Below are 20,882 nucleotides of genomic sequence, written 5' to 3' on the forward strand. Positions count from 1 at the left end.
GCAATCATTTTGATGAAAAGGGTTGATATGTCGTTCCGTGCATCATTTATATTGGGTTTGGCGGCAATGGCTGCCTTTGGCACCGCTGGTGTGGCTATGGCTGAGGAAGACAGTGTCGGTGCCGTCGCGTCGGGCAAGGACAAGATTCAAATCAGCGGCAACGGACATCAAGGCTCGTTCCCGTGCGAAGGCCGCCGCGCGGTCATCGAAGGAACGGACAACGTGATCACGTTCACGGGCGTGTGCTCGGCGCTCGAGGTGTCCGGTTCGGGCAACTCCGTGACGATTCAACTGGCCCCAAAAGCACCCCTGACCGTGGAAGGCGTGGATAACAGCGTGCGCTGGCAATCCACCGCTGAACCTAAAAAGAGTATTTCAGGCGTGAACAACCGGGTCGTCAAGATGGCGGGCAGGGGCTAGGCATCCATCGCGCTGCCGTGGCGGCAGCGCGATGGACCGTCGTGACGCACCAACACGCTGCGGCCAGGCTATTTCCTCCAGTCGTGCCGATCTGGCCGTTCGTGCCGAGCGTAGGGGTGGTAACCTCCAGCCCGCGCCGCTGCTCAGGGCGGCGGTTGCGACTGGGGCTGCACCGGCAGTTCGTCGACCTCCACATCCCCATACGTCAGCCCGATTGCCTCTTCGTACCAGGTTTGCGTCAGCGCCAGATGCTCGCGTTCTTCGTTCAGCGCCTGCGTAAAGCGGTCGACCATGTCCGAGAGATCGTGCTCATCCGCCAGCGCCACCAGGGTTTCCCAGCCTGCCTTGTCGCTCAGCTCGGCAGTGACGATGGCGTGCAGCGACTGTGCAATGCTGGTGCGTGGATCGTTCAATACCTGCACCAGCCCGAGCGACTCCACCCCCACCAGATCGGCACTCGGCGTTTGCGACGTCGGGTCGCCGCCGAGCGATTCGATCGCATCCGCCAGCATCAGGAAATGGCGTGCTTCATCGGCGCGTATCTGCTCCAGGTCGTCGATCGTCATGCTGATGTCGCCGGCCAGCATCACCTCGCACTTCGTAATCAGCGCGTCATACAGGCGCGTGCCGGTGCGCTCGAAAGCAAGCCGTTCGCCCAGCTTGTCGAGCAGGATCTGCGGACTGTCGCCCTTGAGCATCGACACCCCCATCGTCACGGCCCCGGTGATGGTGCCCGGAAGCGGCACCGAGCCCAAGGTGTCGGCGTTGGCGATGTACTCGCTGCGTAACTCGGCCAAGGCCATCTCGTCGACGCCATCGCTGTCGCACACGGCCGGTTCGACATCCTGCATGGCCTTGCTGTCGATGGGCGACATCTGGATGCCCGTGCGGTTCATGCCTACGTGTTCCGTCTGTACATTACTCATAGTTTGTCTCCTGTTTCCAAATGAATTCAGGGCGCGCTCACGCCGGCGGCGGCCAGCATGCCTCTGCGAGTGAGCTCGGTTCCGGGCCGCCAGATGTACCCGGCGGCCACCATGTCGCTCGGTGAGCCGTCGGCGTTGACCATGGCACGGTAGTCGAGCGAGAGCGGGCTTTCAAGCTCCTTGTTGACGAAGCTTGTGCCATCGGTCCGCACGTCGACTTCGCTGACCAGCACCTTGCGCACGAAGTCGCGCTGGCTGCGCAGGGCGAGCGGGGCGGCAAAGTCGCTCGTGACGATTTCGGCCGGATCGCGCCGCTCGAACTGCTTGAACGCCTCGCACGCCATGTGGAAGTGCCCGAGTTCGTAGTCGAGAAAGCGCTCCCAGATCGCCCGTATGTGGTGATTGCTTTCCTGCTCGACGCAGCTGTAATAGGTGTAGCACTCGGCCGCCTCGTGCAGCAGCCACTGCGCGATCCACGATTCGCCCGGGTCGAGCATGGATTCGTACTGGGTCACGTGCTGTTCTTCGACAGAGGCGATTTCGGCATACAGCTGGCGCGCCAGCGGGTCGGAAAACAGCGGTCCGATGTTCATGTAATAGTCGTGCGTCTGGTATTCGCTCGCGACGATGGTCAGCGCGTTGACCTTGGTCTGGAAGGCGGCCGTGGCGCCGTTGTAGGGCTCGCGCAGGTCGTCCTCGGGTGCCCGGTGGTGCTCGGCGGTCGGGCGCCCGGGCAGGATGTCGGTGTAGCTTTGCAGGATATTGTTCGCGTCCTTGCCCTCCAGCCGGTCGAGCAGCGCCGCATAGCGGTATAGATGGTCGAAGTCTTCCAGCAGGCCGAAGCGGTAGACCTGCGCCAGATATGGGTCCGGCTCGCTCTGCGCGATGGCCGCCGTGACTTCGATGGCAACCTGCTCGTAGGCGACCGTGGTTTCCAGCGGCGAATGATCGGCCGCGATGAGCCAGTTGACCAGGGCGGCCTGGTGTTGTTCGCACCGCCGCACCTTGGCCAGCGGCAGGCGCAGCTCGCGGTTGAAGCGCGCCGCGAGGTGGCCGAAACGAAGCGCTTCGGTTTCCAGCCCGTTGACGAGGATGACCCGGATGCGCGTGAAGGCGTCGTCGTCGAGCTTGCTGATCGGTTTTTGCACCATTTCACGCCAGGTGAAGCGCTGCTTGTCGATGTCCACGCCTTTTGAATCGAAAAGACTGAATGCCATGATTTCCCCTCCCGTTCTCCATTAGTGAGTTGGAGTGCGGCGCGGGCGGCAGGTTCCACGATTTTTTGTAAAAACCACGGCGGCAACGCGTGATTCAATTGTGACAACCCTGCCCGGGATTCGCTTTGTGTGGCAAACTGCGCACTTGCAATCAATCACTGCCGGGGCACATGAGCATCATCCACAACTTACCGTACGAATGGCTGGTCGGCCTGCGCTATACGCGTGCCGGCAAGCGCAGTGGCCGCAACAGCTTTATCTCGTTTATTTCCCTCATTTCCGTCTCCGGTATCGCCCTCGGCGTGGCAGCGCTGATCGTCGTGCTGTCGGTGATGAACGGCTTCCAGAAAGAAGTCACCGACCGCATGCTGTCAGTACTGGCCCATATCGAAGTATTCGACCCGCGCGGCACCATGCCCAACTGGCAGACCGCGATGCAGGACGCGTTCAAGAACCCGGCCGTCAAAGGCGCCGCGCCGTTCGTCGAAACCCAGGGCATGCTGCTGCGCGATGGCGTGATGCGCCCGGCCGTCATTCGCGGCATCCTGCCGCTGGAAGAACACAAGGTGTCGGATGCGGCCGGCCAGGTACGCCAGGGCAGCCTGGCGGCGCTGGTGCCGGGCCAGTTCAACATCGTCATGGGGTACGCGCTGGCGCGCTCGCTCGGCATCGGCATCGGCGACAAGGTGACCATGTTGCTGGCGCAGGCCCAGACCACGCCGGCCGGCATGCTGCCGCGCACGCGCACGTTCACCCTGGTGGGTATTTTTGAAGCCGGCCATTACGAATACGATGCCAGCTTCGCCTTCGTGCACCTGGAAGACGCGCAGAAGATGGAGCGCCTCGACGCGCCATCGGGCCTGCGCCTGCGCATCGCCGACATGCACGCCGCGCCCGCGGTGGCGCTGGAACTCAAGGCCAGCATGCCGGGCGGCTTGCGCATCCGCGACTGGTCCGAGCAGAATGCCACCTGGTTCGCCGCCGTGCAGACCGAGAAAAAAATGATGTTCGTCGTGCTGACCCTGATCATCGCGGTCGCCGCCTTCAACCTGATCGCCACCCTGGTGATGACGGTGACGGAAAAGCAGGCCGACATCGCCATCCTGCGCACGCTCGGCTCGTCGCCGCGCTCGATCATGAAGATCTTCATGATCCAGGGCGCGCTGGTGGGGCTGATGGGGACCCTGGCCGGCGTTGGCCTGGGCGTGCTGGTGGCGCTGAACATCGATGTCATCGTCCCGTTTATTGAACGTTTATTAGGAGTACAGTTTTTGCCCAAGGATATCTACCTGATCAGCGCCTTACCGTCCGATTTGCGCTGGCCCGACGTGGCCAAGATCGGCGGCGTGGCCGTCGTCCTGTCGTTTGTCGCCACGCTCTACCCGAGCTACACGGCGTCGCGCGTGAAACCCGCGGAGGCGCTGCGCTATGAGTAATCTGAACACGTCCGGCGGCACGCCGGTCCTGGCCTGCCGGGGGCTGGGCAAGACCTTCACCCAGGGCACCTACTCGGTACCGGTGCTGACCAATGTCGATTTCACCATCTATCGCGGCGAAAGGGTGGCCATCGTCGGCGCATCCGGCTCGGGCAAATCGACCCTGCTGCACCTGCTGGGCGGCCTCGATACGCCGACCACCGGCTCGGTGACCTTGCTGGGCAAGGACTTCGCCAGCTTGTCGGAAACCGCCCGCGGCGACCTGCGCAACGAGGCGCTCGGCTTCGTGTACCAGTTCCACCATCTGCTGCCCGAGTTTTCGGCGCTCGACAACGTCGCCATGCCGCTGATGATCCGCCGTGAAAGGCGCGCGGTCGCCATCGACAAGGCACGCGCCGTGCTCGAACGGGTGGGCCTGGCCAAGCGCGTGGTGCACGTGCCGGGCGAGCTGTCCGGCGGCGAGCGGCAGCGCGTGGCCCTGGCGCGCGCGCTGGTCACCCAGCCTGGCTGCGTGCTGGCCGACGAACCGACCGGTAACCTCGATCACGCCACCGCGCAGCAGATTTTCGACCTGATGCTCGAACTGTCCAAGACCTTGGGCACCGCCTTCGTCATCGTCACCCACGATATCGAACTGGCGCGCCGCTGCGACCGCGTGCTGCGCCTGACCGAACACGGACTGCAACCGGCCGAACTGTGACGATGTGGATCGATACCCACTGCCATCTGGACGCGCACGAATTCGGCGCCGAGTCGCTGGACGTGGCGCGCCGCGCGGGCGAGGCGGGGGTGTCGATGATCGTCATTCCGGCGGTTGAACGGGGTAATTTCGGCACCGTGCGCCAGTTGGCCGCCAGCGCGCCGAATGCCAGCTACGCGCTCGGCATCCACCCGATCTATGTGCCCAACGCGACGGAAGATGACTTGCTTGCCTTGCGCGCGGCGGTGGAAGGGGCGATGGCCGACCCGAATTTCGTGGCCATCGGCGAGATCGGGCTCGATTTTTTCATCCCGATGCTGTGCGAACCGGCCATGCGCGAAAAGCAGGCGCATTTTTTCCGCGAGCAGTTGCGCATCGCGCGCGACGTCGGCCTGCCGGTGCTGATGCACGTGCGCCGCTCGCAGGACCAGGTGCTCAAGCATGTGCGCCAGATCCGCCCGGCCGGCGGCATCGCGCATGCGTTCAACGGCAGCTTCCAGCAGGCGCAGGTGTACATCGACCTGGGATTCAAACTGGGGTTCGGCGGCGCCATGACGTTCACGCGCGCCTTGCAGATCCGGCGCCTGGCCGCCACCTTGCCGCTCGCATCGATCGTCCTTGAAACCGATGCGCCGGATATTTCGCCGGCCTGGATTCACCCGGGCCGCAACAGTCCCGAGCAACTGCCTGCCATTGGTGCCGTGCTGGCGGAGCTGCGCGGCTTGACAATCGAGGAAGTGCGCGCGGCCACCTGCGCCAACGCACTGGCCGCGCTTCCCCGCCTGCCGCTCCTGTAGCCGTCAGCGGCCCTGGTTCAGAGGCCCTGGCCGCCGGAGACTTCGATGCGCTGGGCGTTGACCCAGCGGTTATTATCCGACAGCAGGCTGGCGATCATCGGCCCGATATCGTCCGGCAGACCCACCCGGCCAAGGGCCGTCATGCCGGCGACGCTCTGGTTAAGCTCCGGGTTGTCGCGCACCGCGCCGCCGCCGAAATCGGTCTCGATCGCACCCGGCGCCACCGTGTTGACGGTAATGCCACGGCCGCCGAACTCCTTTGCCATGTACACGCTCAGCGTCTCGATTGCCGCCTTCACCGCCGCATAGGCTGCGTAGCCGGGGAAGGTCATGCGCGTCAGGCCCGTCGACAGGTTGACGATGCGCCCGCCGTCGGCGATCAGCGGCAGCAGCGCCTGGGTGAGGAAAAAAATGCCCTTGAAATGCACGTCGACCAGGCTGTCGAATTGGGCTTCGGTGGTCTGTTCGATCAGCGCGTGCTCGCCATGGCCGGCATTATTGACAAGGTGATCGAAGCTGTCGCGCTGCCATGTGTCGCGCAGGACGGTGCGCAGCCTGGCGGCGAAGGGCGCGAAGGCATTGACCTTGCCCATGTCGAGCTGGAAGGCGACGGCTTTGCGTCCCATCGCCTCTATCTCGGCCACGACGGCGCGCGCCTCGTCCTCGCGCGCCTGGTAGGTAATGATCACGTCATGGCCGCCACGGGCGATGCTCAACGCGGTGTTGCGGCCCAGGCCGCGGCTGGCGCCGGTAACGATGGCAATCTTGGTCATGCTGAACTCCTGTTGTGTGGGGGAAGTTCATCTTAGGTCGCGAAGGCGCGGGCAACGTAGCCGGAACCTCCCGGTTGTTTGCCTATTCCTCCAGCTCGCGCCGGCACCGGTCAGGAATCGGTTAGGATGCGGCATGACCGATCTCCTGCTCAACGCCGTTCGCCGCTACGTGGACGCGCATGCCGACGCCGCCGGCATGGCGCAAACGCCCATCGCCGGCCTGCTCACCATCCGCGCCACCGCGCCCACCGGCTTGCTGCACGCGGTTGCGCGGCCGCTGGTTTGTCTGGTACTTCAGGGAAGCAAGCAGGTGGCGATGGGGAAGCAGTGCGTGACCTACCACCCGGGCGACTCCTTGCTCATTACTGCGGACGTGCCGACCATCAGCCAGGTCACCCGCGCGAGCGTGCAAGCGCCGTATATCTCGCTGGTTCTCGATCTGGATCCGGCCGTGCTGTCCGAACTGACCGCGCAGATGATGACCTTGCCGCGCGCGGACGGCGCCCCCGTGCAACCGACCGATGCCGAGGTGGCCGATGCGGCGCTGCGCCTGATGCGCCTCCTTGAACGGCCGGCATCGGTGCCGGTGCTGCACGCCCAGCTGGTGCGCGAACTGCACTACTGGCTGCTGGCGGGGCGGCACGGAGCGGCCATTCGCCGGCTCGCCGGGCCGGACGGACATGCGCAGCGCGTGGCGCGCGCGGTCACCTTGCTGCGCGCCGAATTCGCGCAGGCGCTGCCGGTCGAACGCCTGGCCGCCACCGCCGGAATAAGTCCATCATCGTTCCACCATCACTTCCGCGCGGCGACCTCGCTCTCGCCGCTGCAATTCCAGAAGCACCTGCGGCTGATCGAGGCGCGCCGCCTGATGATGTCGGACGGCGTCTCGGCCAGCAGCGCGGCGTTTGCGGTCGGCTACGAGAGCGTGTCGCAGTTCACGCGCGAATATGGCCGCATGTTCGGCTTGCCGCCGATGAAGGATACGGAAGCGATGGGGCAGCGGACGCACGCGCCAGGGTAAACGGCGAACGTGCCAAGGTGGCGTTAACGTCAGCTTTGCATAAATGATATTGCCGCCTTCCGTTGCCGGCTCCGGTCCGACCGACCGTGACGGCATCGCCCCGGGGCTCAGGAACGCCAGCTTTCGCCTGCTGGCGCAAGGCGGCGAAAGACTGACGCACGCCAAAGTGCGGCGTTGCACCCGGTGGCATGCTAGGGGTTTTGTCCACGCCACCGGAGAGCCATGCGCGCCGCCATCCTGGGATTTGCCTGTGGCGCCGGCCTGCTGCAAATCCAGCCGGTGCTGCCATCACCATCGACCATGGCCGCATGCGCCGCCATCGCGGTCCTGCTTTGCTGTTTGCGCGGTGTTGCGAGGCTGGCCATGGCCGGTGCGCTCGCCGGTTTCTGCTGGGCCGCGCTGGCCGCCCATCTGGCCTTGGCGCCGGCGCTGGCCAAAGCCGTCGAGGGCCGCGACATCACGGTCGTCGGCATCGTCGACAGCCTGCCGTTCCGCTTCGATGACGGCGTGCGCTTCAATTTCAAGGTCGAAAGAGTGCTGGGCGAGCCGGTGGTGGTGCCGCCGCGGGTGTCGCTGGCGTGGTATGCCGGCTACCGCGACGCCGCGCAAGCGATCGGCGACGTGCAGCCCGGCGAACGCTGGCAGCTGGTCGTGCGCCTGCAACGCCCGCATGGAAACATGAACCCGTACGGCTTCGATTACGAGGCCTGGCTGCTGGAGCAGGGCGTGCGCGCCACCGGCTACGTGCGGCCGGAAGGCGGCACGACCCGGCGCCTGGACGGTTTCGTCTTCAGCTTGTCGAACCTGGTCGAACATTGCCGGGCCACCTTGCGCGAGCGTATCCTGCGCGCGCTGCCGGGCAAGGAATACGCCGGCGTGATCGTCGCCCTGGTCGTCGGCGACCAGCGCGCCATCGGGCAGGCCGACTGGGACGTGTTCAACCGCACCGGAATCGGCCACCTCATTTCCATCTCCGGCCTGCATATCACCATGGTGGCCGGACTGTTCGCGTCGCTCGCCTCCTTGCTGTGGCGGCGCTCGTTTTTCACCGATGCGCAACTGCCTTTGCTGATGCCGGCGCCGAAGGTGGCCGCCTTGACGGGCGCCGCGGTCGCGCTGTTGTACGTGCTGCTGGCCGGCTTCGGCGTGCCGGCGCAGCGCACTCTGTATATGTTGACCGTGGTCGCCGCCGCGCTCTGGTTCGGCCGGCTCACGCAGGTGTCGCACGTGCTGTGCGTGGCGCTCGGCGTGGTCGTCGTGCTCGATCCGTGGGCGATCGCTTCGCCCGGTTTCTGGCTGTCGTTCGGGGCCGTGGCGGCGATCCTGTTCGCGACCACCGGCCGCACCGTTGTCAGGCAGCCGCGCTGGCGCGGCGTGCTGCTGGTGGCCGCGCATACGCAGTATGTGGTCACGCTCGCGCTGGTTCCCCTGACGATGCTGCTGTTCTCGCAGGTGTCCATCGTCAGTCCGCTGGCCAACGCGGTGGCGATCCCGGTGGTCAGCTTCGTCGTCACGCCGCTCGCGCTGGCCGGCAGCATGCTGCCGGCACCCTTGTCCACCTTGCTGCTCAATGCCGCGCACTATGCCGTGCAGGGACTGGCCTGGGCGCTCGCATGGTGCTCGGGATTGCGTTTTGCGGTGTGGAGCGCACCGGCTCCCGAGCCGTGGCTGTTCGTGTTCGCGGTCGTCGGCACCTTGTGGATGCTCGCCCCGCGCGGCTGGCCGCACCGCTGGACCGGGCTGGCCGCGTGGCTGCCGCTGCTCACCGCCCAGCCTGTGTCTCCGCCGCAGGGCGAGGTGTTCGTGACCGCATTCGATGTCGGGCAGGGCATGGCGCTGTTGATCGAAACCGGCACGCACCGGCTGCTGTACGACACCGGACCGGCCTACACCCGCGAGTCGAACGGTGCCAACCGGGTGATCCTGCCGTACCTCAAGGCGCGCGGCATCGGCTTTCTCGACGGCGTGGTCGTCAGCCACAGCGACATTGACCATGCCGGCGGCGCGCGCACCTTGCTCGGCGCGCTCAAGGTCGGCTGGGTGTCGTCGTCGCTGTGGTTCGACCATCCGATCGTCAAGGCCGCGCCACGCCATGCCCGCTGCAGCGGCGGGCAGCAGTGGACCTGGGATGGCGTGCGCTTCGAGATGCTGCATCCGAGCGTGGAAAGCTATGCGGATGCCAGCCTCAAACCGAACGCGCGCGGCTGCGTGCTGCGGATCACGGCGGGCGTCCATTCCATCCTGCTGGCGGCCGATATCGAGGCCGCGCAGGAGGCGAAGCTGGTCGCCGGATCGGCGCAGCTGCTGCGCGCCGAGGTTTTGCTGGCGCCGCATCATGGCAGCGGTACCTCGTCGACACCGGTCTTCCTGGCCGCTGTGCAGCCACGCCTGGTGCTGTTCCAAGTCGGTTATCGCAACCGCTACCATCACCCCAAGACGGAGGTGGTGGAGCGCTACGAAAAACTAGGCATCGAACGCTTGCGCTCGGACGAATCGGGAGCGATCATGCTCGATTCGGCCAGCGGCTTCGCGCCGGTCGAATACCGGCGAGAACATGCGCGTTACTGGTACGGAAAGTAGGCGTGCGCTTCACCGCCGTCATGGCCAGCGTTATCAGAAGGGGAGTCGATGAATACGATTGATTTGAATGCCGACATCGTCCCTGGCAAAGGCGCGGCCGGGTTCCACCTGGGAGCGCACCTGACGCAGATACGCTCCATCTTCGCGCGCGTGATGCGGTGGGACAGTGCGCGGCTTACGCTGCGCGAGGCGGTTGCGCAGTGCGACGGTTGGCTGCAGGCGTCCGTCGCGGCGTCGTCGAACGGCGAGCGGTCGGGACATACATTCTATTACCGACGCGGCGCGGTGGAACTGCATTTCAACGCGCACGGCACGTTGGCCACGATCGCCGTGTTCAAAGGCTATACGGGTGTCTTGTTTGGGAAAATTCGCGTTGGTGATGAACTGGCCAACGTAACCGACTTCTGCGACCTGTTCTTCGACGAAGACGAAGACATGCACTACCCGACGGGCAGCGCCCTTCCGGGACTGGGCTTCGGTGCCGAATTTGAGCCTTTGGCAAGGGCGCCATCGCAGCGCATCTTCGGAATCTACATTTTCAGCCAGCCAGCGGCAGCATGATATCGACGCGCAGCCCGCCGCCTTCGCGGTTGCTGGCTTGGATCGTGCCGCGATGGGCATCAATCACGCGCTGCGCGATCGCCAGTCCCAGTCCATGCCCGTCGACGTTGTTGCTGGTCGCGTTTGAGCGGAAGAACGGCTGGAAGATCGACGTCAAATCCGCCTGCGCCACGCCCGGTCCGCGGTCGCACACGGATAATTGCAGGCGGTCGGCGTCGGCGCTGATTCCTATCTCAATCAAGCCACCTTCGCCACTGTGCTTGATGGCGTTGCGAATGACATTCTCGATCGCGCTCCACAGCAGGTCCGGCGCGCCGCGCACGGTCACAATCGCCTGCCCCGACAGCACAATGCGGCGGCCGCATTGCTCCGCCTCGAAGCGCGCATCGGCCACGATTTCGTCGATCAGGTCCATCAAGGGGATATCTTCGTAGCGCGGCAGCGCGGCCGACACTTCGAGGCGCGACAAGGTCAGCAGCTCGCCGACCAGCTTATCCATGCGCACGCTCTCGCGCTCGATGCGCTCCAACGACGCACCGATCTTGTCCGGCTGCTGGTGCGCCAGGCCGATGGCCGCCTGCAGGCGCGCCAGCGGCGAGCGCAGTTCGTGCGAGACGTCGTGCAGCAGGCGTCGCTGGCCATCCATCAGGCCGCGCAACTGGGCGCTCATGCGGTCGAAATCGCGTCCCAAGTCGTTCAACTCGTCGCCGCGCACGCCCGTGACGGCGGCAAAACGGGGCGACAGGTCGCCGCCGGCGGCAGCTTCGAAGGCGCCGCGCAGGGCCCGGATCGGCCGGGAAAAATACCACGCCAGCAGGGCCGCGAACAACAGGCTGGCCAGGGTCGCGCCGGTCATCGTGATATAGGGCAGCAGATGGCGATTCGGCGGCGGACCGCCCTGGTCACCCGGAGCGCCTGGGCGCGGGCCGTCGCCAAAGCCGCCCGGCGGGGGCAAGCGGCCTTCCGGCGGACCGCCGCCCGGTCCGCGCTGGTCGAGCCAGCGCACGAACACCAGGAAGCGCGCGCCGTCCGGCGCCGTCAGGGTGCGCACCACATTGTGGCGCGCCGGATGCGCCAGCATGCGTTCGGCCTGGGCGCGCAATGCGGGTGTGACGGTCCGGCCCAGCATCTCGCGGCCGTTTGCGTCGATGACGAAAATGCTGTGGCGCGTGCTGCCGCTCACCAGTTCGCGCAAGGCCGCGCTGCCGCCGAATTTGAGCGTGGCGGCCGCGCTGTCGATCATGAATTCGGCCGACGGCGCGGTATCGATGCCGGTCGCGCGCGGCGAGTCGATGGCCGCCTGCGCGCGCGCCTGGTCGCGCAGCCAGAACACGGTGCCCACGCCAATGGTTGCCGCCAGCTGCGCCAGCAGGATCGACAAAAAGAACTTCCAGAACAGGCGGCCCATGCGCTAGTCGCGAATCAGCTGGTAACCGAGACGGTACACCGTCTGGAGGCAGGAGCGGCCGTCGGCCAGGGTGCCCAGCTTGTGGCGCAGGCTGCTCAGGTGGACGTCGATATTGCGGTCGAAGCGCGCCATCGGCCGGCCCAGGCCCTGTTCCGACAGGTCGTTCTTGCTGACCGGGCGGCCCGCGTTGCGCGCCAGGACTTCGAGCAGGTTGAATTCGGTGCTGGTCAGTTCCAGCGCAGCGCCGTCCCAGCTGGCGCGGCGCTGCGCCGGCTGCATCGACAGCTTGCCGACGCTGATGGTGATGCCTTCGCCATCGCCGCGTGGCGCGTTGGTGCGGCGCAGGATGGCGCGGATGCGGGCCGTCAGTTCGCGCGGGGTGCACGGCTTGGTCACGTAGTCGTCCGCGCCCAGTTCCAGCCCGAGAATGCGGTCGGTGTCGTCGCCGCGGCCGGTCAGCATGAGGACCGGCAGTTGACTTTGCGCGCGGATGCGGCGCAAGGTTTCCAGGCCATTCATGTGCGGCATCATCACGTCGAGCACCGCGATGGCGCTGCGCCCGGACAGCGCCTCGCGCGCGCCGGCCTCGCCGTCATGCGCGCAGCTGACGCGAAATCCTTCCTGCTCCAGGTATTCGCGGAACATCCCGACCAGTTCAATGTCGTCATCGATGAGTAGCACTTGATTCATGCACCCATCATAGCAAACCGGAGGCCCCGGGCCGGGCGCCGGGCGGACGCCTTTACGCGCTTTTACATGTCCCTGACACCGCTTTACATATCGTCCTCGCACAATGGAGTCCTTCGTAACGCACTGACTGGAACCGCCATGAAAAACATTCAACAACGTGTACTCGCCGTCTTGTTAAGCACCGCCTGCCTTGGCGCGTTTGCCGCGCCGGGGGAGGGCGGCATGCCGCCACCTCAGGGTCCGGGGCAAGGCCCGGGGCCGGCGATGGGCGCGCACGGCCCGCACGAACGCGGTCCGCTGTTCGGCCATGGCGTCGACCTCACCGACGCCCAGGAAGACAAGGTATTCGCCATCATGCATGCGCAGGAACCGAAGCGCCGTGAGCACAGGCGTGCCTTGCATAATGCGCAAGAGGCCTTGCGCGCACTCGGTAACGCGGAGCAGTTCGACGACACAAGGGCATCCTCCCTGGCGCAGGCCGCCGGCAATGCGCTGGCCGCTCTGGCCTTGCTGGACGCCCGTACCGACGCCCAGGTGCGCGCCGTACTCACGCCGGAGCAGCGCAAGCAGTCCGCCGACAATCGTCCGCGCCACCAGCCGCGTCCCTGATCCCCGAGGAGAACACCATGTCCGCCAGCGCCATTGGGGCATCCAGCCCGACCACGACTACCCAGGCAAGCCAGTACCGCAGCGCGTCCACGGGCGCCGCCAGGCCGGCGGCCGGCGCGCCGCCCGACGGCAAGGCCTTTGTCAGCGCCATCGCCAGCGCCTTGCAGGAGATCGGCGTGGCCGATGCCGATGCGGCCGAGAGCAGCGCGAGCGCCGATCCGGCCGCTGCGCTGGGCGACTTTTTGAATGAGTTGATGGCATCGTTGCAGCCGGCCGGCGGCAAAGGTCCGCAAGGGCCGCCTCCGGGTGGGGGAGGACCGCGGCCGGGGGGCGGGGGCATGCAGTCCGACCTGGCATCGCTGGTCGGCAGCCTGAGCAAACAGGCCAGCAGCGCAATCGACACCGACGACAGCAACACGACCGACATAACCGACACCGCCGACGTCTCCAGCAGCACGGCCAGGCTGGAATCCTCGTTCGGCACCTTGCTCGGCGCCCTTGGCCTGGACAGCGCGGATTCGTCGTCCAAGCTGGGCCAGTTCCTGCAAACCCTGGCCACCAAACTTGACGCCGCGGGACCCGCCGGCAACCTGATTAACACTACCGCCTGACCAGGCGCACAAGGACAACACCATGGAACACCACGATCACAGCCTCGCCCAGGACATTCAAACCATGCTGAACATGACACTGAGCCGGCGCCAGTCGCTGCGCTGGATGTTCGCTTCGGCGGCGGCGTTGCCGCTGGCCGGCTGCGGCGGCGGCGATTCGGGAGGCGGCACGGTGACCGCCAACCCGGTCGCCGACACCGGCACCACGCCCGCCACCGGCAGCAGCGCTTCCTGCGCCGTGATCCCCGAAGAGACGGGCGGCCCGTACCCCGGCGACGGCACCAACAGCAGCGTGGGCGGCGTGGCCAATGCGCTGATCCTGGCCGGCATCGTGCGGCCCGATATCCGCGCCAGCATCGCCGGCGCTACCGGTGTCGCCGAGGGAGTACCGCTGACGATCAAGCTGCAGATGGTGAACGTGAAATCGGGTTGCGCCTCGCTGGCCGGCGCCACCGTCTACCTGTGGCACTGCGACCGCGAAGGGCGCTATTCGATGTACACCAGCGGCGTCACCGCCGAAAACTACCTGCGCGGCGTGCAGGAGGCCGACGCCAGCGGCATGGTCACCTTCACCACCATCTTCCCGGGCTGCTACGCGGGCCGCATGCCGCACGTGCACTTCGAGGTCTACCCGAGCCTGGCCAAGAGCACCAGCGCGGCCAACCGCATCAAAACCTCGCAGTTCGGCTTTCCCACCTCGACCTTGTCGGACGCCTACGCCGCCAGCGGCTACAGCGCCAGCGTGCGCAACCTGGCCAATATAAGCTACGCGACCGACAACGTGTTCAGCGACGGCACGGCGCTGCAGATCGCCAAGGTGAGCGGCAGCGCGAGCCTGGGCTATGTCGCCACCCTGACAGTAGGGGTTTCCCTCTAATCCTGTATGGCAGGCCGCGGAATCGTCTTACAATCGAAAAATGACGACACCGATCCTGCATTTCTCACACGGTAACAGCTTCCCGGCCGGTACCTACCGCAAGTTCCTCGACCAGCTGCGTCCGGACTTCGATATCCGCGCGGTCGACATGTACGGCCACGATCCGGCCTACCCGGTCAGCGACGGCTGGCCCAAGCTGGTCGAGCACCTGATCGCCACGCTGGAGAGCTACGGCCAGCCGGCTATCCTGGTCGGCCATTCGCTGGGCGGGATGCTGAGCATGATGGCGGCCAGGGAGCGCCCGGACCTGGTGCGCTGCGTGGTGATGCTCGATTCGCCCGTGGTGGCGGGCTGGCGCGCCATGCTGTGGCGGCTGGTGAAAGTGAACCAGAGCTGGAGCGACTATCTGTCGCCGGCCCGCCTGTCGCGCCGGCGCCGCACGGTGTGGCCAAGCGTGCAGGCGGCCTACGAGCACTTTGCCTCCAAGCCGGTGTTCGCGGCCTGGGCGCCCGGCGTGCTGCACGATTATCTGGAACATGGCCTCGAACCGCACCCGGACGGCGTGCAGCTGCGCTTCTCGCGCGATGTGGAGACCGACATTTACCGCGGCCTGCCGCATCACCTGGGCAGTGTGATGGACGGCGCCTACCCGGTGCCGATCGGCTTCATCGCCGGCACCGAATCGGTGGAGCTGCGCCAGGCGGGCCTGGACGCGACGCGCAAACTGGTGGGCGACAATTTCGCCGACATACCCGGCGGCGGCCACCTGTTTCCGATGGAGTCGCCCGAACTGGCCGGACGCCTGACGCGCGAGATGATCGCCAGGCTGCTCCCGCAGCACCGGGTTTAGCGATTCCCCAGCGCGGCCAAGGCCGCGCCAGGAGTCGATTCCGGTTGATCCTTTCGGCCTATGCCGGCAACGCCGGCTGCGGATCAGCGCCAGGCGCCGTGTCCGGCAAGCCGGCGCTGGCGATCAGCCCGCGCAGAAACACCAGGATCAAGCGTCCCGACGGATCGGGCCGCCCCGCCACTCTTTGCAGCGCGAGGCCATGTGTCAGCGCCATGAAGGCCGCCGCGAGCTCCTCCGGTTCGGCTGGCGGCGTGCGTCCGAGCGTGGCGAATAATTTGCCGATCACGCGGCCGAGCCCAGCCCGGTGCGCATCCCACACCGTCTGGTACTCGAGCGCGAAGGTCGGGCTACGATTGGCATGCAGCTGCAGTTCAATCGACAGCGTGCACCAGTCGGCATCGTTGTTGAGCGTGGCGGCCCAAGACTCCAGATCCCCCAATATCTGTTCCGGCGTCCGTCCGCCGCTGTCGACGAGGTTGGAAAGTTGCGCGGCTTCGGCCTCCATATGTCCCCGCAGCAACTCCAAAAGAACCTCCTCCTTGCTGGCAAAGTTCGAGTAGAAGGCCCCCTGCGAATACCCCGCCCAATCCGCGATATCGCGGATCGACGTGCCTCCATAGCCATTCGTGACAAATAGCTGCTGCGCGGTGTCGATCAGACGCGCGCGTGTCTGGGCCTGGCTTTCCTCGCGGGACAGGCGCTTTCGTGGTGTGCTTGGACTCATGTTCATTAAGATATCACACGAACTCTGGATATGGGCCGAGATACTGCTTGACATCCCCGGGGTGGCTCCCGCACATTAAATATCATTCGAACTTTGAAATTCATATGATATGAAAATAGATCCGCAACTGAAGTCCGCCTTCGTCACCGGCGCGACTGGTCTCCTCGGCAACAACCTCGTGCGCGAGCTGATCGGGCGCGGCTTTGCCGTCAAGGCGCTGGTGCGCTCGCTGTACAAGGGCCAGCAACAATTCAGGGGACTGGAAGGCGTCGAGCTGGTGTTGGGCGACATGGCGGACGTGTCCGCCTTCGCCGATCAGCTGCGAGGATGCGATGTCGTGTTTCACACAGCAGCCTTCTTCCGCGACAACTACAAGGGCGGCAGCCACTGGAAGGAACTCAAGCGCATCAATGTCGATGGGACCCGGTCGCTCATCGAACAGGCTTACGGCGCCGGCATCCGGCATTTTGTCCAAACCTCATCGATTGCCGTGCTCAATGGCGAAGCAGGCGCACCCATCGACGAATCCTGCCTGCGCGAGCTGGACGATGCCGACGACTATTACCGCAGCAAGAAATTGGCCGATCAAGCCGTGCTGCACTTTCTGGCAGGCCACCCGGACATGCACGCCAGCCTGGTTCTGCCCGGATGGATGTGGGGACCGGCAGACATCGGTCCCACCTCGTCGGGACAATTTGTCAATGATGTGGTTCTCGGCAAATTGCCGGGGCTGGTGCCAGGCAGTTTTTCCGTGGTCGACGCGCGCGACGTGGCGCAGGCACATATCGCGGCGGCGCTGCACGGGCAACGCGGAGAACGTTACCTGGCGGCGGGCCGCCACATGACGATGCAGCAACTGGTGCCCTTGCTGGGCAAGATCGCCGGCGTCAAGACACCCGTGCGCAAGCTGCCTTTACCCCTCTTGTACGTCCTGGCGGCGGCGCAAGAACTCTATGCGCGCATCACCGGCAGGCCCATTTTGCTCGGTCTGGCCACAGTGCGCTTGATGGTCAAGGAAGCCGGACGCAGCCACTTCAACCACGCCAAGAGCGAGCGCGAACTCGCACTGAAGTTCAGGCCGCTTGAACAAACCGTGGCGGATACCGTCGCCTGGTATCGCAGCCATGGCCGGTTTTGACGCGCACGCTTCCCGCTCGACGGCGGTGATGCCATCGTGGCCATGATGTCTGCCGCTTCACACTTCACCTCGATGGCCGCCTTGGCCGTCTTCCCAGTCTGGCCAGCTTGAATGCGGTAAGTGCTCCCCGGCGTTCCTGACCGCCATCGCGCACCGATGCAAGCTGAACGTGTTGTATTTGTGCTGACCCTGTCGGGAATATTCCTTGTGCATTGCCGCGATGAAAAAAGGAGGCTGCTAAGATCAGGACATCATCGCCGTCAAGCCGTATCGCCCGGCAAGGGCGGGCGCGGTCCCTCGCGCCGGATTCGCCAGCAAACTGGCAGGGGAAAGAATGGCTTTGCTCTTGGAACACATTAAAATGGCACTTGGCCGCCACGGGCTGCCGGCTGGTGTGTTCGTGATCGGCCTGGCGCTCTCCGCGTATGGCTACGTGGACCGCGCGCAACGCAGTGAAGCGGAACAGCTCAGCCAATTGCAGGAAGTTGCAAAGAACTACACGTCGCTGTTGCGACACCGGCTTGATCTGTACGTGAGCGCAAGCCGGGCGCTGGCGGCCTTTCTCAGCGCCTCGAACGATGTCCAGCCCGGAGAATTCGACCACTATATCGGCGCTAGCCGGATGTTCGAAAAATTGCCGGGGATTAGTTCGTTCGGCTACCTGCCCAAGGTGCCTGCCGCACAGGCCGATCGCTTCGAGGCCGAGGCGAGCCTGCTCTTTCCCCGCTACCGCATCCTGAATCGGCGCGCTGGTATCGATGCCTACTTTCCTCTGCTGTATGGCCAGCATGGCGGCGACCCGGCCCGTGCCGGCCGGCTGCGCGGCTTCGATTTTTCGGCGGTTCCCGAACGCCGGGCCGCGATGCGGGAGGCCGAGGCACGCGATGAACCGGTCGCCACCCGGCTCCACATGGCGCTGCGCGATGCGAGCAACCGTCCCGTGGTGCTGATATTCGCTCCGGTACGGGCATCCCGGCCAGGCCCCGGCACGGCCACGGCACAGCGCGACAATCTGACCGGCTTCGTATTTTCAGCGCTGTATGTGAACCACTTGTTTCTGAAGTTCGACGATGGGCACCTGGCCCGGCACTTCGACCTCGAAGTGTTCCAGGATAGCGTTGCAGCCAACAATATTGTATTCGACGCCGACCAGCGGCCGCATGCCCTGGAGGCGAAATCGGACCAACTGCTGGCGCACCGCGCCGAAGTGCAGTTCGCCTACCGCACATGGCTGGTCTATTTTTATGCGAAACAGGCCGACCTGGGACCCAAGTCCAGGCGCGCGGGAGCCCAGGTGTTCGCTATCGGACTCTTGCTTGCCTTGATCGCGAGCTATGCCACGGCGGCCTGGCCACGCTATCTGTCACGCAAGCGCGCGATTGTCGACTTCAGGGAACGGTTTGGCGGTTTTTTCGCCCACCATCCGTTCGCAGTCTATGCACTGGACTCTCAGCGCCGATTCATCCAGGTCAACCAGCAGATGGCCAAGGAACTCGGGGTGAGCGGCGAAGCGCTGATCGGCACCACGGACGACAGGTTTATCGCAACCGGGCAGCGCGACGCGGCGGCGCGGCATTTCGACGAAGTCCTTGCCGGGCATGCTGTCGCTTACACCACCCAAATCACTGCCGCCAACGGGCGCAGCTCGGACCTCTCGATCGTCATGATACCGATGAATGTGGCCGATAAGCTCAGCCATGTGCTGGTGTTCGCCGAAAATATCACCGACCGCAAACAAGCCGAAATGGCGCTCTACGAATCCAGGCAAATGTTGCAGCTCATACTAGACAATATTCCGCAAAACGTCTTCTGGAAAAACATCGACAGTCAATATCAGGGGGGTAACCGCTCATTGCTGGAGGTGGCCGGCCTGCAAAGCATCGATCAGTTGCTCGGCAAGACAGATGCGGACTTGCGCTGGCACGATCAGGCAGCGCATTTCCATCAGGTCGACCGCGAGGTGATGCGCTCAGGGGTGGCACGCATGCGCATGCAGGCCACCGACGTCCGCTCGGATGGCACGGAATGCTGGATCGAAACCAGCAAAATCCCCTTGAAAGACGACAAAGGGAAGGTGGTCGGCGTTCTTGCAGTCACCGAGGACATTACAGCACGCAAATACATGGAGCAGGAGCTGTTCCGGCGCGCGAACTTCGACAGCCTGACCGGACTGCCGAACCGGGGATACTTCCAGAGCCAGCTGGAGGAGGCGGTCAAGCGCGCGCAGCGCCGTCATGGCCTGGCGCTGATGTACTTCGACATCGACCGCTTCAAGCAGATCAACGATACCTACGGGCACGACGTGGGAGACCAGGTGATTCGCATGTATGCCCAGCGGACCCGCGCGATGCTGCGCGAGTCCGATTTCATGGCGCGGCTCGGTGGCGACGAATTCGTCCTGATCGTGGAAGGGATGACCGGGGAGCAAGATGGCGCGGTACTTGCGCACAAACTGGTCGAGGCGATGGTGCCGGCTTTCGACATCGGCGGCATCACGCTGCAAGTAAGCAGCAGTATCGGTGTCGCCTATTTTGAAGCCGGCATGACACCGGACCTGCTGCTCAAGGCGGCCGACCAGGCAATGTACGATGCCAAGCGTGCGGGCAGGAATTGCTTCCGGCAAGCTGCGAGCGGGCCGCAATCCGGGCGCGCCGACGCCGGCGGCTACCCCCCATGAAGGCGATGCCGCGCCGATCGGCTCATCGGCAGGCAGGAGGCGGCTCACTTCGGCGGCGTGCCGTCCCGGCACGGTGGGCGGAAACGGCGGACGCCAGTGCAAAAACAGGCCGCCAATCGCCGCCGGCAAGGGCTTTTCGCGTAAAATCGCGGGAATTTCTTTTTTCGCCGCACCCGATCGGCAGGCCTCGCGCCGGCCAGCTCCGAAGCGAGCGCTGCCCAGGCGGCGGAGAGAGCGCCATTGAAACGGCGTTCTATTGACCTATTCTTTATTTTGGAATCACACGCATGAGCATTAAATCCGATAAATGGATCCGCAAAATGGCCGCGGAAACGGGCATGATCGAGCCTTTCGAGCCGGGGCAGGTCAAGGAACGCGATGGCCAGCGCATCGTTTCGTACGGCACGTCGAGCTACGGTTACGACATCCGCTGCGCCGATGAATTCAAGCTGTTCACCAACATCAATACCACCATCGTCGACCCCAAGAATTTTGACGAAAACAATTTCGTCGACGTCTCGGGCAAGGGCTTTTGCATCATTCCACCCAACTCGTTCGCCTTGGCGCGCACCGTGGAGTACTTCCGCATCCCGCGCAATGTGCTGACCATCTGCCTGGGCAAATCGACCTACGCCCGCTGCGGAATTATCGTCAACGTCACCCCGTTCGAGCCGGAATGGGAAGGCTTCGTGACCTTGGAGTTTTCCAATACCACGCCGCTGCCGGCAAAGATCTATGCCAACGAAGGCGTGGCCCAGGTCCTGTTCTTCGAATCGGACGAAGTGTGCGAAGTGTCGTACAAGGACCGCGGCGGCAAATATCAGGGGCAGGTCGGGGTCACGCTTCCCAAGGCTTGATTGCCGCAGC

General features: G+C 64.9%; 20 protein-coding genes. 14 read left to right on the top strand and 6 right to left on the bottom strand.

The annotated features are described in order from the left end of the window. The first annotated feature begins 12 nt into the window (after positions 1-12). Positions 13-420, top strand: coding sequence for a DUF3060 domain-containing protein (locus tag IV454_RS22575; protein ID WP_206087937.1), 408 nt, complete (start codon positions 13-15; stop codon positions 418-420). Between the two features lie 143 nt (positions 421-563). Here the strand turns inward: IV454_RS22575 and IV454_RS22580 are convergent, their stop codons facing one another. Together IV454_RS22580 and IV454_RS22585 are read right to left on the bottom strand one after the other, a co-directional pair. Continuing rightward, a complete protein-coding gene (locus IV454_RS22580; RefSeq protein WP_229521782.1) occupies positions 564-1,346 on the bottom strand; it encodes a ferritin-like domain-containing protein in 783 nt (260 codons plus the stop codon). Between the two features lie 26 nt (positions 1,347-1,372). After that, a complete protein-coding gene (locus tag IV454_RS22585; protein ID WP_206087938.1) occupies positions 1,373-2,563 on the bottom strand; it encodes a hypothetical protein in 1,191 nt (396 codons plus the stop codon). A 170-nt stretch (positions 2,564-2,733) separates the two neighbouring features. On the opposite strand from IV454_RS22585, the gene IV454_RS22590 reads away from it, so the two are divergent. Genes IV454_RS22590 through IV454_RS22600 form a run of 3 tightly spaced genes read left to right on the top strand, consistent with a single transcriptional unit; the run spans position 2,734 to position 5,496 of the window. Beyond that, a complete protein-coding gene (locus IV454_RS22590) occupies positions 2,734-3,999 on the top strand; it encodes a lipoprotein-releasing ABC transporter permease subunit (RefSeq protein WP_206087939.1) in 1,266 nt (421 codons plus the stop codon). After that, the gene (gene lolD, locus IV454_RS22595) at positions 3,992-4,699 is read left to right on the top strand and encodes a lipoprotein-releasing ABC transporter ATP-binding protein LolD (protein WP_206087940.1); all 708 of its coding nucleotides are present in this window, start codon (positions 3,992-3,994) and stop codon (positions 4,697-4,699) included. Before IV454_RS22590 ends, lolD begins: the two co-directional genes overlap by 8 nt. 2 nt (positions 4,700-4,701) lie before the next feature. Next, complete coding sequence (locus IV454_RS22600; protein ID WP_206087941.1) at positions 4,702-5,496, top strand: TatD family hydrolase; 795 nt, start codon at positions 4,702-4,704, stop codon at positions 5,494-5,496. 17 nt (positions 5,497-5,513) lie between these two features. Here the strand turns inward: IV454_RS22600 and IV454_RS22605 are convergent, their stop codons facing one another. Continuing rightward, positions 5,514-6,269, bottom strand: coding sequence for an SDR family NAD(P)-dependent oxidoreductase (locus IV454_RS22605; protein ID WP_206087942.1), 756 nt, complete (start codon positions 6,267-6,269; stop codon positions 5,514-5,516). A 133-nt stretch (positions 6,270-6,402) separates the two neighbouring features. On the opposite strand from IV454_RS22605, the gene IV454_RS22610 reads away from it, so the two are divergent. From IV454_RS22610 to IV454_RS22620, 3 genes are all read left to right on the top strand, one after another. Next, positions 6,403-7,290 (top strand): AraC family transcriptional regulator, encoded by an 888-nt coding sequence (locus tag IV454_RS22610; protein ID WP_206087943.1) that lies wholly within the window; start codon positions 6,403-6,405, stop codon positions 7,288-7,290. 222 nt (positions 7,291-7,512) lie between these two features. Further along, complete coding sequence (locus tag IV454_RS22615; RefSeq protein WP_206087944.1) at positions 7,513-9,870, top strand: DNA internalization-related competence protein ComEC/Rec2; 2,358 nt, start codon at positions 7,513-7,515, stop codon at positions 9,868-9,870. Positions 9,871-9,918: 48 nt separating this feature from the next. Then, on the top strand, positions 9,919-10,431 hold the full coding sequence (locus IV454_RS22620) for a hypothetical protein (RefSeq protein WP_206087945.1): 513 nt from the start codon (positions 9,919-9,921) through the stop codon (positions 10,429-10,431). Here the strand turns inward: IV454_RS22620 and IV454_RS22625 are convergent. Beyond that, positions 10,409-11,839: an ATP-binding protein gene (locus tag IV454_RS22625; RefSeq protein ID WP_206087946.1), complete on the bottom strand. Its 1,431-nt coding sequence runs from the start codon at positions 11,837-11,839 to the stop codon at positions 10,409-10,411. The two genes, IV454_RS22620 and IV454_RS22625, sit on opposite strands and share 23 nt — an antisense overlap. A gap of 3 nt (positions 11,840-11,842) precedes the next feature. Beyond that, positions 11,843-12,529: a response regulator transcription factor gene (locus IV454_RS22630; RefSeq protein WP_206087947.1), complete on the bottom strand. Its 687-nt coding sequence runs from the start codon at positions 12,527-12,529 to the stop codon at positions 11,843-11,845. A 138-nt stretch (positions 12,530-12,667) separates the two neighbouring features. Between IV454_RS22630 and IV454_RS22635 the strand changes: the two genes are divergently transcribed. Genes IV454_RS22635 through IV454_RS22650 form a run of 4 tightly spaced genes read left to right on the top strand, consistent with a single transcriptional unit; the run spans position 12,668 to position 15,476 of the window. Further along, a complete protein-coding gene (locus IV454_RS22635) occupies positions 12,668-13,138 on the top strand; it encodes a Spy/CpxP family protein refolding chaperone (protein ID WP_206087948.1) in 471 nt (156 codons plus the stop codon). A 17-nt stretch (positions 13,139-13,155) separates the two neighbouring features. Next, positions 13,156-13,749, top strand: coding sequence for a hypothetical protein (locus IV454_RS22640; protein WP_206087949.1), 594 nt, complete (start codon positions 13,156-13,158; stop codon positions 13,747-13,749). Between the two features lie 22 nt (positions 13,750-13,771). Further along, the gene (locus IV454_RS22645) at positions 13,772-14,626 is read left to right on the top strand and encodes a dioxygenase family protein (protein ID WP_206087950.1); all 855 of its coding nucleotides are present in this window, start codon (positions 13,772-13,774) and stop codon (positions 14,624-14,626) included. 40 nt (positions 14,627-14,666) lie between these two features. Next, positions 14,667-15,476, top strand: coding sequence for an alpha/beta fold hydrolase (locus tag IV454_RS22650; protein WP_206087951.1), 810 nt, complete (start codon positions 14,667-14,669; stop codon positions 15,474-15,476). 58 nt (positions 15,477-15,534) lie between these two features. On the opposite strand, the gene IV454_RS22655 is transcribed toward IV454_RS22650, so the two are convergent. Next, positions 15,535-16,206, bottom strand: a complete 672-nt coding sequence (locus IV454_RS22655; protein WP_229521783.1) for a TetR/AcrR family transcriptional regulator — start codon at positions 16,204-16,206, stop codon at positions 15,535-15,537. A gap of 103 nt (positions 16,207-16,309) precedes the next feature. Between IV454_RS22655 and IV454_RS22660 the strand changes: the two genes are divergently transcribed. The 3 genes from IV454_RS22660 to dcd all read left to right on the top strand — a co-directional run bounded on the left by IV454_RS22660 (position 16,310) and on the right by dcd (position 20,872). Beyond that, a complete protein-coding gene (locus tag IV454_RS22660) occupies positions 16,310-17,338 on the top strand; it encodes an SDR family oxidoreductase (protein ID WP_206087952.1) in 1,029 nt (342 codons plus the stop codon). Positions 17,339-17,699: 361 nt separating this feature from the next. Beyond that, positions 17,700-20,015, top strand: coding sequence for a sensor domain-containing diguanylate cyclase (locus IV454_RS22665; RefSeq protein WP_206087953.1), 2,316 nt, complete (start codon positions 17,700-17,702; stop codon positions 20,013-20,015). 287 nt (positions 20,016-20,302) lie between these two features. Continuing rightward, positions 20,303-20,872 (top strand): dCTP deaminase, encoded by a 570-nt coding sequence (dcd, locus tag IV454_RS22670; RefSeq protein ID WP_054267910.1) that lies wholly within the window; start codon positions 20,303-20,305, stop codon positions 20,870-20,872. Positions 20,873-20,882 lie beyond the last annotated feature (10 nt).

Source organism: Massilia antarctica (genome assembly GCF_015689335.1).
Classification (GTDB): Bacteria; Pseudomonadota; Gammaproteobacteria; order Burkholderiales; family Burkholderiaceae_D; genus Telluria_A; species Telluria_A antarctica.